12 protein-coding genes are annotated in these 14,632 nt (G+C 73.9%); 6 read left to right on the top strand and 6 right to left on the bottom strand.

The features are described from left to right. Positions 1–31: 31 nt before the first annotated feature. Positions 32–487, bottom strand: a complete 456-nt coding sequence (locus tag ACQ614_RS09610) for a PaaI family thioesterase (protein WP_431678010.1) — start codon at positions 485–487, stop codon at positions 32–34. Between the two features lie 230 nt (positions 488–717). Here ACQ614_RS09610 and polA point away from each other — a divergent pair, with 230 nt between their 5' ends. The 3 genes from polA (at position 718) to ACQ614_RS09595 (ending at position 4,750) form a co-directional block, all read left to right on the top strand. Further along, on the top strand, positions 718–3,396 hold the full coding sequence (gene polA / locus ACQ614_RS09605; RefSeq protein ID WP_431683875.1) for a DNA polymerase I: 2,679 nt from the start codon (positions 718–720) through the stop codon (positions 3,394–3,396). Between the two features lie 227 nt (positions 3,397–3,623). Further along, positions 3,624–4,217: a DinB family protein gene (locus ACQ614_RS09600; protein ID WP_431678009.1), complete on the top strand. Its 594-nt coding sequence runs from the start codon at positions 3,624–3,626 to the stop codon at positions 4,215–4,217. 95 nt (positions 4,218–4,312) lie between these two features. Beyond that, positions 4,313–4,750 carry a hypothetical protein gene (locus ACQ614_RS09595; RefSeq protein WP_431678008.1) on the top strand — a complete coding sequence of 146 codons (438 nt, stop codon included), beginning with the start codon at positions 4,313–4,315 and terminating at the stop codon, positions 4,748–4,750. Between the two features lie 78 nt (positions 4,751–4,828). Here the strand turns inward: ACQ614_RS09595 and ACQ614_RS09590 are convergent, their stop codons facing one another. From ACQ614_RS09590 to ACQ614_RS09580, 3 genes are read right to left on the bottom strand one after another with little or no spacing between them, the layout of a single operon-like run. Continuing rightward, the gene (locus tag ACQ614_RS09590) at positions 4,829–5,257 is read right to left on the bottom strand and encodes a tetratricopeptide repeat protein (RefSeq protein ID WP_431678007.1); all 429 of its coding nucleotides are present in this window, start codon (positions 5,255–5,257) and stop codon (positions 4,829–4,831) included. Further along, complete coding sequence (hrpB, locus tag ACQ614_RS09585) at positions 5,254–7,752, bottom strand: ATP-dependent helicase HrpB (protein WP_431678006.1); 2,499 nt, start codon at positions 7,750–7,752, stop codon at positions 5,254–5,256. The genes ACQ614_RS09590 and hrpB overlap by 4 nt, the downstream gene beginning before the upstream one ends. A 6-nt stretch (positions 7,753–7,758) precedes the next feature. Further along, a complete protein-coding gene (locus tag ACQ614_RS09580) occupies positions 7,759–8,604 on the bottom strand; it encodes a class I SAM-dependent methyltransferase (protein ID WP_431678005.1) in 846 nt (281 codons plus the stop codon). A gap of 434 nt (positions 8,605–9,038) precedes the next feature. Between ACQ614_RS09580 and rpsA the strand changes: the two genes are divergently transcribed. Both rpsA and ACQ614_RS09570 read left to right on the top strand, forming a co-directional pair. Continuing rightward, positions 9,039–10,529 (top strand): 30S ribosomal protein S1, encoded by a 1,491-nt coding sequence (gene rpsA, locus ACQ614_RS09575; protein ID WP_431678004.1) that lies wholly within the window; start codon positions 9,039–9,041, stop codon positions 10,527–10,529. Positions 10,530–10,721: 192 nt separating this feature from the next. Further along, positions 10,722–12,929, top strand: coding sequence for an MMPL family transporter (locus tag ACQ614_RS09570; RefSeq protein WP_431678003.1), 2,208 nt, complete (start codon positions 10,722–10,724; stop codon positions 12,927–12,929). A 113-nt stretch (positions 12,930–13,042) separates the two neighbouring features. Here ACQ614_RS09570 and ACQ614_RS09565 read toward each other — a convergent pair whose 3' ends face one another. Further along, complete coding sequence (locus ACQ614_RS09565) at positions 13,043–13,189, bottom strand: hypothetical protein (RefSeq protein WP_431678002.1); 147 nt, start codon at positions 13,187–13,189, stop codon at positions 13,043–13,045. A gap of 160 nt (positions 13,190–13,349) precedes the next feature. Next, entirely contained in the window at positions 13,350–13,766 is a 417-nt protein-coding gene (locus tag ACQ614_RS09560) for a MarR family winged helix-turn-helix transcriptional regulator (RefSeq protein WP_431678001.1), read from the bottom strand. A gap of 63 nt (positions 13,767–13,829) precedes the next feature. Here ACQ614_RS09560 and ACQ614_RS09555 point away from each other — a divergent pair, with 63 nt between their 5' ends. Next, complete coding sequence (locus ACQ614_RS09555; RefSeq protein ID WP_431678000.1) at positions 13,830–14,471, top strand: MBL fold metallo-hydrolase; 642 nt, start codon at positions 13,830–13,832, stop codon at positions 14,469–14,471. The last annotated feature ends 161 nt before the right edge of the window (positions 14,472–14,632 follow it).

The raw sequence follows: 14,632 nt of genomic DNA, 5'->3' as shown, positions 1-14,632 counted from the left end.
GCGGAGCGGCCTGCGCTCCGGGTCGCGGCTGCTACAGGTCGCGCAGCATGCAGGTCAGCCGGCAGCTGGTGATCCGCTTGCCGGTGTCGTCGGTGACGGCGATCTCGTAGGTGGCGGCGGTGCGGCCCTTGAAGACCGCGGTCGCCACCCCGGTGACCAGCCCGGAGGTCGCCGAACGGTGGTGCGTGGCGTTCAGGTCGACGCCGACCGCGTACCGGCCCGGCCCGGCGTGCAGCATCGCGCCGATCGACCCCAGCGTCTCGGCGAGCGCCGCCGAGGCACCGCCGTGCAGCAGCCCGTACGGCTGCTGGTTGCCCTCCACCGGCATGGTGCCGACCACCCGGTCCGGGGAGGCCTCGGTGATCTTGATGCCGAGCTTCTCGCCCAGGTGGCCGCCGGAGAAGGTCTCCGCGGTGACCCCGAGCTTGGCGAAGTGGTCGAGGACGTCCTGGGGCACGTTGAGTACTACGGGGGCCGCGTCGGTCATGGCGCTCCTGCCGGTGGGGGACACGTCGTCGTGCTCTCTGTGATCGTACGACCGCGCCCGGGCCCCGCCGCCCGCGGCCCTCGGGCCGCGGCCGCCCCTGCGAAGTGGCGGGCCCTGTCGGTGCCGCGCCCTAGGATCGGGGGGTGGCAGAGGAACCGGCAGGAACGGACGTTGACGTGGCTGTGCAGGGTGCGGACAAGGACGCGGCGGGCGGCGGGCGGCGCCGGCTGATGCTGCTCGACGGGCATTCGATGGCCTACCGGGCCTACTACGCGCTGCCCGTGGAGAACTTCAACACCACCACCGGGCAGCCGACCAACGCCGTCTACGGCTTCGCCTCGATGCTCGCCAACACCGTCCGCGACGAGCAGCCCACCCACCTCGCGGTCGCCTTCGACCTCTCCCGGCAGACCTTCCGCTCCGCCGAGTTCCCCGACTACAAGGCGAACCGCTCCGCCACCCCGGACGAGTTCCGCAGCCAGATCGGCCTGATCGGCGAGCTCCTGGACGCGATGAGCATCCCCCGGATCACCGCCGAGGGCTTCGAGGCCGACGACGTCATCGCCACCCTGGCGACCGCCGCCGCGGCCGAGGGCTTCGAGGTGCTCATCGTCACCGGCGACCGGGATTCGCTCCAGCTCGTCGGCGAGCACACCACCGTGCTCTACCCCACCAAGGGCGTCTCCGAGCTCACCCGCTACACCCCCGACAAGGTCTTCGAGAAGTACGGCGTCACCCCCGCCCAGTACCCGGACCTCGCCGCGCTGCGCGGCGACCCGTCCGACAACCTGCCCGGCATCCCCGGCGTCGGCGAGAAGACGGCCGCGAAGTGGGTCAACCAGTTCGGCTCCTTCGACGAGCTGGTCGCCCGCGCCGACGAGGTCAAGGGCAAGATCGGCGAGAAGCTCCGCGAGCACCTCGACTCCGTCAAGCGTAACCGCGTGCTCACCGAGCTGGTCCGCGACGTCCACCTGCCGCTCGGCGTCCCCGACCTCGTCCGCGCCCCCTTCGACAAGGCGGGCGTCGGCCGGATCATGGAGGCCCTGGAGTTCCGCAACCCCAACTTCCGCGACCGCGTCCACGCCATGGACCCGGCCGGCGCCGCCGAGACCGAGACCCCGGAGACCGTCGCCGGCCCCGAGGTCGCCGGAGACGTCCTCACCGCGCCCGGCGCCCTCACCGCCTGGCTCGCCGAGCACGGCAAGGACCGCACCGCGATCGCCGCCGTCTACACCTGGTCCCTCGGCACCGGCAGCGTCCAGGAGATCGCCCTCGCCGCCGGCGAGGCCGCCGCCTGGTTCGACCCGGCCGGCCTCGACCAGACCGACGACCAGGCCTTCGCAGCCTGGCTCGCCGACCCCGGCCACCCCAAGGCCCTGCACATCGCCAAGCACGTCATGCGCGCCTTCGCCGAGCAGGGCTGGACGGTCGCCGGCGTCACCGCCGACACCGCCCTCGCCGCCTACCTGGAGAAGCCCGGCCGGCGCACCTTCACCCTCGACGTCCTCGCCGAGGAGTACCTCGCCCGCTCCCTGGAGCCCACCGCCGCGGCCGAGACCGGCCAGCTCGCCTTCGACGCCCCCGAGGAGGACGCCGGCGCCGCCGCCCGCGCCCTCATGGTGCAGGCCCGCGCCATCCTCGACCTCGCCGAGCTGTTCGACACCCGGCTCGCCGAGGTCGGCGCCGCCGAGCTCTTCCACGACATGGAGCTCCCCATCGCCGAGCTCCTCGCCCGGATGGAGCGCTACGGCATCGCCGCCGACCGCACCTGGCTCACCGGCCTGGAGTCCCAGTTCGCCGCCGAGATCCAGCGCTGCGTCGACGAGGCGCACGCCGCCGCCGGCCACCCCTTCAACCTCGGCTCGCCCAAGCAGCTCCAGGAGATCCTCTTCGGCGAGCTCGGCCTGCCCAAGACCAAGAAGATCAAGACCGGCTACACCACCGACGCCGACGCCCTCACCTGGCTCGCCGGCCAGACCACCAACGAACTCCCGGTCATCCTGCTCCGCCACCGGGACCAGGCCAAGCTGCGCACCACCGTCGAGGGCCTGCTCAAGACGGTCAGCCCGCAGGGCCGCATCCACACCACCTTCAACCAGATGGTCGCCGCCACCGGCCGGCTCTCCTCGCAGGACCCGAACCTGCAGAACATCCCCGTCCGCACCGAGGAGGGCCGCGCCATCCGCCGCGCCTTCGTCGTCGGCGAGGGCTACGAGTCGCTGCTCACCGCCGACTACTCGCAGATCGAGCTGCGCATCATGGCCCACCTCTCCGAGGACGAGGCCCTGGTCGAGGCCTTCCTCAGCGGCGAGGACCTGCACACCACCGTCGCCTCCCAGGTCTTCGAGGTCGCCCGCGACGCCGTCGACGCCGAGATGCGCCGCAAGATCAAGGCGATGTCCTACGGCCTCGCCTACGGCCTCTCCGCGTACGGGCTCTCCCAGCAGCTCGGCATCAAGCCCGCCGAGGCCCAGGGCCTGATGGACACCTACTTCCAGCGCTTCGGCGGCGTCCGCGACTACCTGCACAACGTCGTCGAGGAGGCCCGCGCGGTCGGCTACACCGAGACCCTGCTCGGCCGCCGCCGCTACCTGCCCGACCTCACCAGCGACAACCGGCAGCGCCGCGAGATGGCCGAGCGGATGGCCCTCAACGCCCCCATCCAGGGCTCCGCCGCCGACATCGTCAAGATCGCCATGCTGAACGTCGACCGCGCCCTCACCGAGGCCGGCCTCGGCTCCCGGATGCTCCTCCAGGTGCACGACGAAATCGTCCTGGAGATCGCCCCCGGCGAGCGCGAGCAGGTCGAGGCCCTCGTCCGCGAGCAGATGGCCGGCGCCTACCCGCTGCGCGCCCCGCTCGACGTCTCCGTCGGCGACGGCCCCAACTGGGAGGCCGCCGCCCACTGAGCCGGCCCCTGTACGGCACGGTGCCGCGGTCCTGCCCTCACCGGGCGGGGCCGCGGCACCGTGCCGTTCGCGTCCGGGCGCGCCCCGCTTCTGCAAGACATTGCTGCAACTTTCAGAAATTCTTTGCGAACCGCCTTGACCCGCCCGGCCGCCGGGCGGGAGGGTCGTCCCTGCGGGCGAGCGCGCCGCTCCGCGGCCGACCCACTCCACCCGAGAGGCACCTCCGCATGCCCGGACACGTTCCGCCCGTCACCGACGAGCGCCACGCGCTGCTCGCCTACCTCGCCCAGCAGCGCCAGTGCCTGCGCGTCACCGCGCACGGCCTCACCGACGAACAGGCCACCTCGACGCCGTCCGCCAGCGAGCTGAGCATCGCCGGGCTGGTCAAGCACGCCGCCCGCTGCGAGCGCGGCTGGATGGACCTCGTGCTGCAGCGGCGCCGCGGCCCCGAGCGCGCGGCCGACGAGGACGACGCGTCCGACTTCGTCCTCGCGCCCGGCGAGACGCTCGCGGGCGTGCTCGCCGACTACGCGGAGGCCGCCGCCGAGACGGACGCGATCGTCGCCGGCATCCCCGACCTCGGCCGGCCGGTACCCGTTCCCAAGGGCCTGCCGTGGTTCCCCGCCGACGTCGACGCCTGGTCCGTGCGGTGGGTCCTGCTGCACCTCATCGAGGAGACCGCCCGGCACGGCGGACACGCCGACATCATCCGCGAGACCCTCGACGGAGCCACCCTCTACCCGCTGCTGGCCGCGGCCGAGCAGTGGCCCGACCCGTGGTTCCGCCCCTGGGAGCCCGCCCCGGCCGGGGGCACGGTCTGACGGCTCCTGTCGCCGCGGGTGGGACCGGCGGCGGCCGGGGGCCCGGGTCCGTCTAGAATCCGCGCCACGATTCAAGATCGCAGAGGGGTGCGGAGATGGACGAGGACGGGAGAGCTGTCCGCAGCCGCCGGCGCCGGGTGCTGATCGGCGCCGGTGCGGGCGCGGCACTGCTGGCGGTCGGCGGCAGCGCCTGGGCGCTGTCCGGAGGGTCCGGGCACCCGCCGGCCGCCCGGCCGGTGCCGACCGCCTCCACCCCGGCCGCCCCGACGGCGGCGCCGTCGGCAAGCACCGCGGCCCCGGCTTCGCCGACGCCGTCCGCCTCCCCGACCGCGTCCCCCTCGCGGGCGCCCTCCAAGGCCGCCACGCCCGCCCCGAGGGCCACCAAGAAGCCCCGCACGCAGGTCAGCCCCCGCACCGACGACCCGCAGAACGACGGCGGCAGCAGCACCCGCAACGGCAACTGCGCCACCAACCCCGCCGGCGAGATCATGACCTGCGACCCGGTCAAGACCGGCACCCCGCTGCCCCGCTAGCGCGCGCCGTTCCGCGCCGGGCGGAGGGCCGTCTCGGTGGAGGCGGTCAGGGCCGGATCACCTTGGCGCGGCGCAGGGTCAGGGCTTCCTCCAGGCAGCGCACGCCTCGCCGCGGCGGCCCTGCTCGTGGTGGTGCTCGCCCAGGTGCTGCAGGGCGAAGTCGACCGGGCCGGGGGCGCTCGTCCGGGCGGTGTCCAGCGCGCGGAGGCAGTGCGGCTCGGCCTCGTCCGGCCGGCCGCGGTAGCGGTGGACGTCGCCGAGGTTGATCGACACCGCCACGACGGCCCTGGCGTCCCCGCCTGCCGGGGCCGGGCCGAGTGCCCGGTCGAGGGCCTGCTCCGCGCGTCGGTGCGCGCCCGGGGCGAGCAGCCCGATGCCGATCCGGCGCAGCCGCCGCGGGTCGCCGTCGGGCTCGGCCGACAGCCGTTCGACCGCTTCGGCGAGGGCGGCGCGCTCGGTCGGCACCGTGCGCCCGCGCCCGTCGAGGGCGATCAGGTCGTCGATCACTTGCGCGGGTTGGTGCGGCGGGTGGGTTCGGCGGTGGCCGGGTCCTCGGGCCAGGGGTGGCGGGGGTAGCGGCCGCGGAGGTCGGCGCGGACGGCGCGGTAGCCGTCGCGCCAGAAGGAGGCGAGGTCCCCGGTGACGGCGGCCGGGCGGCCGGCGGGGGAGAGCAGGTGCACGGTCAGCGGGACGCGGCCGCCCGCGAGGGCCGGGGCGGCCTGCCAGCCGAACAGCTCCTGGAGCTTCACGGCGAGTACCGGCCGGTCCCCGGAGTAGTCCACCCGGATCTTCGAGCCGCTCGGCACGGTGATCCGCTCCGGCGCCAGTTCGTCCAGCCGGCCGGCCTCGCCGCTCGCCCAGGGCAGCAGGCGCTGCAGGGCGGCCGCGGTGTCGATCCGGGCGAGGTCGGCGCGGCGCCGGGCCCGGGACAGCTCGGGCTCCAGCCAGTGGCCGGACCGTTCCAGCAGCGCCGCGTCGGAGACGTCGGGCCAGGGGTCGCCGAGCGTCCGGTGCAGGAAGGCCAGCCGCTCCCGCAGCCCCTCCGCGGCGGGCGGCCAGGTCAGCAGCGCGGACACGCCCTCGCGGGCCAGCCCGTCCAGCAGGGCGGCCCGCACCAGCGCTGGGTCCGGGGCCTCCAGCGGGGCCGCGGTCAGCTCCACCGCGCCGAGCCGGGCGACCCGGCGGGCGGTGAGTTCGCCGCCGCGGGCCGACCAGAGGACCTCCTCGCGCTCGGTGACCAGGGCCGCACCGGCCCGCCGGGCGGTCGCCTCGTCGAGGGCGACGGCCCGTTGCACCCGGGCCGAGGGCGAGCCGGCGGGGCGGTCGGCGACGGCCACGGCGAGCCATTCGGTGCCCGCCAGGTGGGAGCCGGCGCCGAGTTCGGCGGCCGTCCCTGAGGCCATCAGGTAGCCGCGGTCGCCGCCCCGGGCGCGGGCGATCCGCTCCGGATGGGCGAGCGCGACGACCAGCCCGGCGGCGGCCGGGTCGGCCACCGCCGCCGTTCCGTCGCCGCCCTCGCGGCGCAGCCGCCGGACCTCCTCCCGCCAGCGCCTGGCGTACGGGTCCTCCGCGTTGCGCACGGCCCGCCAGACGGCGAGCAGGTCGTCGCCGAGGGCCCGTGGCGGTTCCTCGGAGAGCAGGGCGACGAGTTCGGCGGCGCGCCGGGCGCCGACGAGTTCGGTGCCGTCGATCAGGGCGCGGGCGAGCCGCGGGTGGAGGCCGGTGCGGGCGATCCGCCGGCCGCGGTCGGTGGCCCGGCCGTCGGCGTCGACGGCGCCGAGTGCCTGCAGGGTGGCCCGGGCGGCGGCCATGGCGCCGGCGGGCGGGGCGTCGGGGAGGGCGAGGCCGCGGGCGTCCGGGTCGCCCCAGCAGGAGGCCTGCAGGGCGAAGCCGGTGAGGTCGGCGAGGGCTATCTCGGGGGTCGGGTAGGGCTGTGCGCGGGCGTCCTCGACCTCGGCCCAGCAGCGGTAGACGGTGCCCGGGGCCTCGCGGCCGGCGCGGCCCGCGCGCTGCCGGGCGGCGGCGAGCGAGGCGCGGACGGTGACCAGCCCGGCGAGGCCGCGGGCGTGGTCGGTGCGCGGTTCGCGGGCGAGGCCGGAGTCGACGACGGTGCGCACGCCGGGCACGGTCAGCGAGGACTCGGCGACGGAGGTGGCGAGGACGACGCGGCGGCGTCCGCCGGGGGCGAGCGCGGCGTCCTGCACGGCCTGCGGGGCCTGCCCGTGCAGCTGCAGGACCTCGGCGCCGGTGCCGAGCGTCCCGGCGACCCTGGCGATCTCGCCGACGCCGGGCAGGAAGCAGAGCACGTCGCCGTCCTGCTCGGCGAGGGCGCGGCGGACGGTCGCCGCGACGTGCTCCAGCAGCAGTGGGTCGGTGCGGGTGCCGTGCGGGGGCCGGACGGCGCGCGGCGGTGGCGCCCACACCACCTCGACGGGGTGGGAGAGGCCGTGCGCCTCGACGACCGGGGCGCCGCCGAGCAGCTCGGCCCAGGCCGCGGTGTCGGAGGTCGCGGAAGCGCACACGAGCTGCAGTTCGGGCCGCAGGGCGGCGCGCACGTCGAGCAGGAAGGCGAGGGCGGTGTCGGCGTCCAGGTGGCGTTCGTGGCACTCGTCGAGGACGACGGCGTCGACGCCGGGCAGTTCCGGGTCGCGCTGCAGGCGCTGCAGCAGGACGCCGGTGGTGACCACCTCGACCACCGTCCGGGGGCCGGTCCGGCGCTCGCCGCGGACGGTGAGGCCGACCTCCTCGCCGACGGCGGAGCCGAGCAGCCAGGCCATCCGGCGGGCGGCGGCCCGGACGGCGAGCCGGCGCGGTTCGGCGACCAGGACGCGGCGGGCCGGCCCGGGCAGGCCGTCGGCGAGCCCGGCGAGGGCGAGCGGGACGAGGGTGGTCTTGCCGGAGCCGGGCGGTGCGGCGAGCACGGCGGCGCCGTGCTCGGCGAGGGCGCGCTGCAGCGGTGCGACGGCGGTGCGGACGGGGAGTTCCAGGCCGGCGGGGCGCACCGGTGCTCAGCCCCGCTGTGCGACGAAGATCGCGGTGCCGGGGATGAGCCGGCCGCGCAGCGGGGACCAGCCGCCCCACTCCTGCTCGTGGTCGGCGGGCCACTCGGGTTCGACGAGGTCGAGCAGCCGGAAGCCGGCGGCGGTGAGCTCGCGGACCCGGTCGCCGAGGGTGCGGTGGTGTTCGACGTAGGTGGCGTGGCCCTGCTCGTCCTGTTCGACGTAGGGGGTGCGGTCGAAGTAGGAGGCGGTGGCGGTGAGGCCTTCGACGCCGGGTTCGTCGGGGAACGCCCAGCGGATGGGGTGGGTCACCGAGAAGACCCAGCGGGCGCCGGGCCGCAGCACCCGGTGGACCTCGCGCATCAGGGCGGCGGTGTCGGCGGAGAAGGGCACCGCGCCGTAGGCGGAGCAGGCGAGGTCGAAGGCGCCGTCGGCGAAGGGCAGCACGGCGGCGTCGGCCTGGACGACGGCGACGGGCTCGGTGCCGCGGCCGAGGTCGATCCGCCGGGAGTGCTGGAGCTGCCGGTGGGAGATGTCGAGGGCGACGGGGCGGGCGCCGCGGGCGGCGAGCCAGCGGGAGCACTGGGCGGCGCCGGCGCCGAGCTCCAGCACGTCCAGGCCCCGGAGTGCGGCGGGGTCGCCGAGCAGGCGGGCGTCGGCCTCGTCGAGGCCCTCGGGGCACCAGGTGAAGCGGTCGTCGCCGAGGAAGGCGCCGTGCTCGTCCTGGTACTCGTCGGCGTTGCGGTCCCACCAGTGGCGGCTGGCCCGGCTGGACTCGCCGGGGCCGGCCGGGCGCCGTACGGCGTCGTCCTCGTCGCTGTCGTCGCCGGCGAGGTGGTCGGGGGTGGTGGTCACGATGCTCAGGCCCGTCGCGTAGGGTGTCGGATGCGGAAGCGCCGCTGCCGTGAACCGGCTCCGTACGGGGCCGGGTCGGGGCGGTGGCATCCGGGGACGTCATCCCTGCGACAGCCGCCGTCCGGGTGCGCTATCGGAGGATATGGCCTGGAATCTCCCGGCCTCCACCGGTCTCGCCGTCTTCGGCGTTGACCGTGCCCGGCTGTCCCCGTATGCTACAAGTTGCGCTGCGGGCCTGCGCGCCTCGGACGGAGCAGGTCGCGCTCGCATCTGTCGAAGACCCCACGGTCTGCAAGACGGACACCTACCCTTCAGGATTTTTCATGGGGGTCGGTGTGCCGTGTTCTTGGCTGTCCGGCTTTCGGTGGGAGCGATCAGGGCCCTCCGCGTGGCATTACCTACGACTTCATGTCCGTACCGGAGCCCTTTTCCTAATGACGAGCCCCACCGACACCTCTGTCAGCACCACCCCGCAGGTTGCGGTCAACGACATCGGCGACGCGGACGCGTTCCTCGCGGCGATCGACGAGACCATCAAGTACTTCAACGACGGCGACATCGTTGAGGGCGTCATCGTGAAGGTCGACCGTGACGAGGTGCTCCTCGACATCGGTTACAAGACCGAGGGTGTCATCCCGTCCCGCGAGCTCTCGATCAAGCACGACGTCGACCCGCACGAGGTTGTCGCCGTCGGCGACAACATCGAGGCCCTGGTCCTCCAGAAGGAGGACAAGGAGGGTCGCCTGATCCTGTCCAAGAAGCGCGCCCAGTACGAGCGCGCCTGGGGCACGATCGAGAAGATCAAGGAAGAGGACGGCATCGTCACCGGTACCGTCATCGAGGTCGTCAAGGGTGGTCTCATCCTCGACATCGGCCTCCGCGGCTTCCTCCCGGCCTCGCTGGTCGAGATGCGCCGTGTCCGCGACCTCCAGCCGTACGTCGGCAAGGAGCTCGAGGCCAAGATCATCGAGCTGGACAAGAACCGCAACAACGTGGTCCTGTCCCGCCGTGCCTGGCTGGAGCAGACCCAGAGCGAGGTCCGCCAGACCTTCCTCACCACCCTGCAGAAGGGCCAGGTGCGCTCCGGCGTCGTCTCCTCGATCGTCAACTTCGGTGCCTTCGTGGACCTGGGCGGCGTCGACGGCCTGGTGCACGTCTCCGAGCTGTCCTGGAAGCACATCGACCACCCGTCCGAGGTTGTCGAGGTCGGCCAGGAGGTCACCGTCGAGGTTCTCGACGTTGACATGGACCGCGAGCGCGTCTCCCTGTCGCTGAAGGCGACCCAGGAGGACCCGTGGCAGCAGTTCGCCCGTACCCACCAGATCGGCCAGGTCGTTCCGGGTAAGGTCACCAAGCTGGTTCCGTTCGGTGCGTTCGTCCGCGTGGACGAGGGCATCGAGGGCCTGGTCCACATCTCCGAGCTGGCCGAGCGCCACGTCGAGATCCCGGAGCAGGTCGTCCAGGTCGGCGACGAGATCTTCGTCAAGGTCATCGACATCGACCTCGAGCGTCGTCGCATCAGCCTCTCGCTGAAGCAGGCCAACGAGTCCCTCGGTGCCGACCCGGCGTCGGTCGAGTTCGACCCGACCCTGTACGGCATGGCCGCGTCCTACGACGACCAGGGCAACTACATCTACCCGGAGGGCTTCGACCCCGAGGCGAACGACTGGCTGCCCGGCTTCGAGAAGCAGCGCGAGGAGTGGGAGCGGCAGTACGCCGAGGCCCAGGCCCGCTTCGAGCAGCACCAGGCCCAGGTCATCAAGAGCCGCGAGGCCGACGCCGCCGCTGCCGCCGAGGCCGGCGAGGAGGCCCCGGTCTCCGGTGGCGGTTCGTACTCCTCCAGCAGCGACGAGGGCTCCGGCGCTCTCGCTTCGGACGAGGCGCTCGCCGCTCTGCGCGAGAAGCTGGCCGGCGGCCAGAGCTGATCGCAGCCTGAGAGCTGAGCAGTAGGCGGAACCCCCGCCCGGTTGATCCGGGCGGGGGTTCCGCTTTGTTGTCCGATATTTCTTATGTGTCTTTTATGTGTGGGGAATTGTGAGATGAGGCTCATCGTCCCTCTATAGGACGAATCGGACTTTGCGCCTACATTGAGGGGGAACTGCCCGAAAGGCTCCTTCATGCGCAAACCCCTCCCCGCTGCCTCGCCCTCGCCCGCCGACCACCGTGTCAGCGGGCGGCTCGCGGCCCTCGGTCGAGCGTGTTACCGCCACCGCCGCTGGGTCCTCGCCTTCTGGGCCCTGATCCTCGCGGCCGGCGTCCTGATCGGCGGCCGCGTCTTCGAGAGCTCGGTCGCAGGCGGCGGGACGGGCGGCTCCGAGGCCGCCCGGGGCACCGCGGTCGTCCAGGCCGCCGACCCGGTCAAGGGGACGGTCACCGCCGTGGTGGACGGCGCCCCGGTCTCCGACCAGGCCGTCCGCACCGCGGTCACCACGGCCGCCGACGACCTCGCGCACCTGCCGGGCGTCGCCTCCGTCGCCGACGCCTACTCCGGCGCCCCCGGGATGGCCTCCGCCGACGGCCGGGCGAGCCTGGTCGCCGTCCGGATGGCCGACTCCTCCACCCCCGCCCAGATCGAGGCCGTCACCGAGCGGCTGGAGAAGATCGACGCCGCGGGCGCGCACGTCACCGTCGGCGGCGACCTGGTGCTGGAGCAGGAGGTCAAGGACCAGACCGAGAAGGACACCCGCTTCGGCGAGATCGTCACCCTGCCGCTGACCCTGATCGTCATGGTGCTGGTGTTCGGCGGCCTGGCCGCCGCGGGCCTGCCCGGCATCGGCGCGATCGCCTCGGTGGGCGGCGCCCTGCTCGCCATGTTCGGCTTCAGCCGGATCATGGACATCGACACCAGCGTGCTGCCGATCGCCACCGTGCTCGGCCTCGGCCTCTCCATCGACTACGCGCTGCTGATGGTCAACCGCTTCCGCGAGGAGCGCGGCCACGGCGCCACCATCGCCCAGGCCGTGGAGCGCACCTCGGCCACCGCGGGCCGCACCGTCGCCTTCTCCGGCCTCACCGTCGCCGTCGCCCTCTCGGGCCTGTTCGTCTTCACCAGCCCGGTCTTCCGGGCGGTCGGGGTGGCGGGCGTGAGCGTCGTGGTGATCGCGATGGCCGCCGCCCTCACCCTCGTCCCCGCGCTGCTCGGCTTCGTCGGCCGCCGGATCAAGACGCCGACCGAGCCCGTTCCCGACGAGGGCTTCTTCTCCCGGACGGTCCGCCGCGTGCAGAAGCGCGCGCTGCCCGTGATGCTGCTCTGCGTCGCCCTGCTGACCGCCGCCGGCGCGCCGTTCCTGGGCGCCGAGCCGCGCAGCTCCGGCGCGGACGTGCTGCCGAAGTCCTTCGCCTCCCGGCAGGTCGCCGACACCGTCGCGCAGCGCTTCCCGGACCAGGCCCCCGCCCCCGTCACCGTGGTCGTGGCGAGCAACCAGAAGGCCGCGCAGGCGTACGCCGACGACGTGGTCGCCAAGCTGCCGGGCGTCTCAGGCGTCCGCGCGGTCACCCCGGTCGGCGACGACCTCACCACCGTCGACGTCATGGTGAAGGGCGACCCGCAGGGCGACCGGGCCCGCGAGGTGGTCGACGAGCTGCGGGCCGACCGCGGCGGGCTCACCACCTACGTCACCGGCGACGCGGCCTCCGTCGTCGACTTCCAGCACGAGGTCTCCACCCGCGGACCGTGGGCGCTCGGCCTGGTCGCGGTCGGCACCCTGGTGCTGCTCTTCCTGATGACCGGCTCGGCCGTGATGCCGGTCAAGGCCCTGCTGATGAACCTGCTGTCGCTCGGGGCCTCGCTCGGCGCGCTCACCCTGGTCTTCCAGCACGGCTGGTTCAGCGGCCTGCTCGGTTTCACCCCGGCGGGCGGCCTGGAACCCTTCGTCCCGGTGCTGGTCTTCGCCTTCGCCTTCGGGCTGTCGATGGACTACGAGGTCTTCCTGCTCTCCCGGATCAAGGAGCTGTACGACCAGGGCCACGACAGCACCCGCTCCGTCCAGCTCGGACTCCAGCGCAGCGGCCGGATCATCACCTCGGCGGGACTGCTGATGGTGATCGTCTTCGCCGGCTTCGCCGCCGGGCAGATGCTCATGGTCAAGCAGATGGGCATCGCGCTCGCGGTGGCCGTCGCGGTGGACGCCACCCTGGTGCGGTGCCTGCTGGTGCCGGCCGCGATGAGCCTGGCCGGCGAGTTCAACTGGTGGGCGCCGGCGCCGCTGCGCAAGCTGCACCGCCGGATCGGCCTGAGCGAGCACGTCGACCTGCCGCCGCTCGCCGCACGCCCGGTGCTGCCGGCGCAGCGCGCCGACGCCGAGCCGGTGGCCGTCGGGAGCTGACCCCGGGGGAGCGGACACGGCGGGGGAGTTGACACGGACGCCGCGGACGGCGGTCGGCGCGGGCATCGCCCGCTGCCGGCCGCCGTCGGCGTTTTCGGCGTGCCCGCGTCCGGTCAGCGATTGATGCAGGCGTTGCCGAAGCCGGGTGCCAGGCCGGCCGCCACGTCCAGCGGGCCGCAGGCGGCGGCGGAGCCCGCGGTGCCGAGCAGCAGGCCGCAGACTGCGGCGGCGAGGACCAGGGCGGTACGGACGGGGGTCATGGCGGGCGTCCCTTCGGAGGCGCGGAACCGGGCGGCCTGACCAACGCGCGTCCGAGCCGCCCGGCATGCACCCGTCCGGGTGAGTCCGGCAGGGCCGGCCCTGGTTCGTGCAGTGGCCCGCATCCGAATTGCGCAGTTCCCCGCGCCCCTGTGCGCTTCCCTAGGCCAGGCGGCGCAGGAGGGGGACGGCCTGCTGGAGGACGTGCAGTTCTTCGGGGGTGAGCCGTTCGGTGAGGGCGGTGGCGATGGTGCCCTCGCGGCGGGCGCGCTGGGCGTGCAGGGCGGCGGTGCCCGTGTCGGTGGCCGTGATCAGCAGCTTGCGGCCGTCGGTGGCGTGCGGGCGCTGTTCCACCAGGCCGGCCTCGGAGAGCAGGGCGACCGTACGGGCCATCGACTGGTGGCGCACCCGCTGCAGGGCGGCCAGCTCGCTGGTGGTGCGGGGGCCCTCGCGGACCAGCCAGCCGAGGACGGCGGCCTGGTTCTGCGGCAGTTCGTCGCCGGGCCGCAGGGTGCGTACCAGGGTGCCGATCGCGGTGCGCAGTTCGGCGGCCAGCTCCAGGGGGTCGACCTCGTCCATGGGGACGATGCTACCGGAAATATGTGCAGCACATCTGTGCAGTCTTGCTGTACTGTTTTGCCCATGCGACTGACAAAACTCGGGCATGCCTGCGTCCGGATCGAACACCAGGGCACCACCGTCGTCATCGACCCCGGCCTGTTCACCGAGGCCGACGCCACCCGCGGCGCGGACGCCGTCCTGATCACCCACGAGCACATGGACCACTTCGCCGAGGAGCGGCTGCGCGCCGCCGTCGAGGCCGACCCCGGGCTGCGGATCTGGACCAACCGCTCGGTGGCCGACAGGCTCGAGGGCATCGGCGCCCGCGTCACCGCGGTCGGCGAGGGCGACGCCTTCGACGTCAACGGCCTCGGCGTCAGCGTCCACGGCGAGTGGCACGCGGTCATCCACCCCGAGATCCCGCGCGTCGGCAACATCGGCTTCCTGCTGGACGGGCGGGTCTTCCACCCGGGCGATGCGCTGACCGTGCCGCCGAACCCGATCGACGTGCTGCTGCTGCCGATCGCCGGGCCGTGGGCCAAGGTGTCGGAACTCATCGACTACGTCCGCGAGGCGGGCCCCGGCCGGGCGTTGGCGATCCACGAGGCGGTGCTCAGCGATGTCGGGCAGACGGTGCACGGCCGTCTCCTCGGCGAGGGCGGCCCCGGCACCGGGGCGCCGTTCGCCCAACTCGCCGCCGGGGAGCAGCTGGACCTCGGCTGAGCGGCCCGCGCTGCCGGGCCGGCTTCGCCGCCACCCTGACAATTCGTAAGCGGATTATGTGAGTTGTCGTTATAAACACCCGATTGGCGGTGGTATGTCCGCTCTTGCTCCGGGACCCTTTGGGGCCAGGGGACCGCGGAACGGTCGCGGCTCCACGGGCA

Origin of the sequence: Kitasatospora dryopteridis, assembly GCF_050749075.1 — a bacterium.
Classification (GTDB): Bacteria; Actinomycetota; Actinomycetes; order Streptomycetales; family Streptomycetaceae; genus Kitasatospora.
The sequence above is the reverse complement of the archived record's forward strand: the minus strand, read 5'-3'. Positions and strand labels throughout refer to the sequence as shown.

Excerpts from the sequence above, each read along its gene's own strand:
- ACQ614_RS09600 (WP_431678009.1), top strand. The coding sequence starts at position 3,624 with ATGCCCGGACACGTTCCGCCCGTCACCGACGAGCGCCACGCGCTGCTC.
- ACQ614_RS09610 (WP_431678010.1), bottom strand. The coding sequence starts at position 487 with ATGACCGACGCGGCCCCCGTAGTACTCAACGTGCCCCAGGACGTCCTC.
- rpsA (WP_431678004.1), top strand. The coding sequence starts at position 9,039 with ATGACGAGCCCCACCGACACCTCTGTCAGCACCACCCCGCAGGTTGCG.
- polA (WP_431683875.1), top strand. The coding sequence starts at position 718 with ATGCTGCTCGACGGGCATTCGATGGCCTACCGGGCCTACTACGCGCTG.
- ACQ614_RS09570 (WP_431678003.1), top strand. The coding sequence starts at position 10,722 with ATGCGCAAACCCCTCCCCGCTGCCTCGCCCTCGCCCGCCGACCACCGT.
- ACQ614_RS09560 (WP_431678001.1), bottom strand. The coding sequence starts at position 13,766 with ATGGACGAGGTCGACCCCCTGGAGCTGGCCGCCGAACTGCGCACCGCG.
- ACQ614_RS09565 (WP_431678002.1), bottom strand. The coding sequence starts at position 13,189 with ATGACCCCCGTCCGTACCGCCCTGGTCCTCGCCGCCGCAGTCTGCGGC.
- ACQ614_RS09595 (WP_431678008.1), top strand. The coding sequence starts at position 4,313 with ATGGACGAGGACGGGAGAGCTGTCCGCAGCCGCCGGCGCCGGGTGCTG.
- ACQ614_RS09555 (WP_431678000.1), top strand. The coding sequence starts at position 13,830 with ATGCGACTGACAAAACTCGGGCATGCCTGCGTCCGGATCGAACACCAG.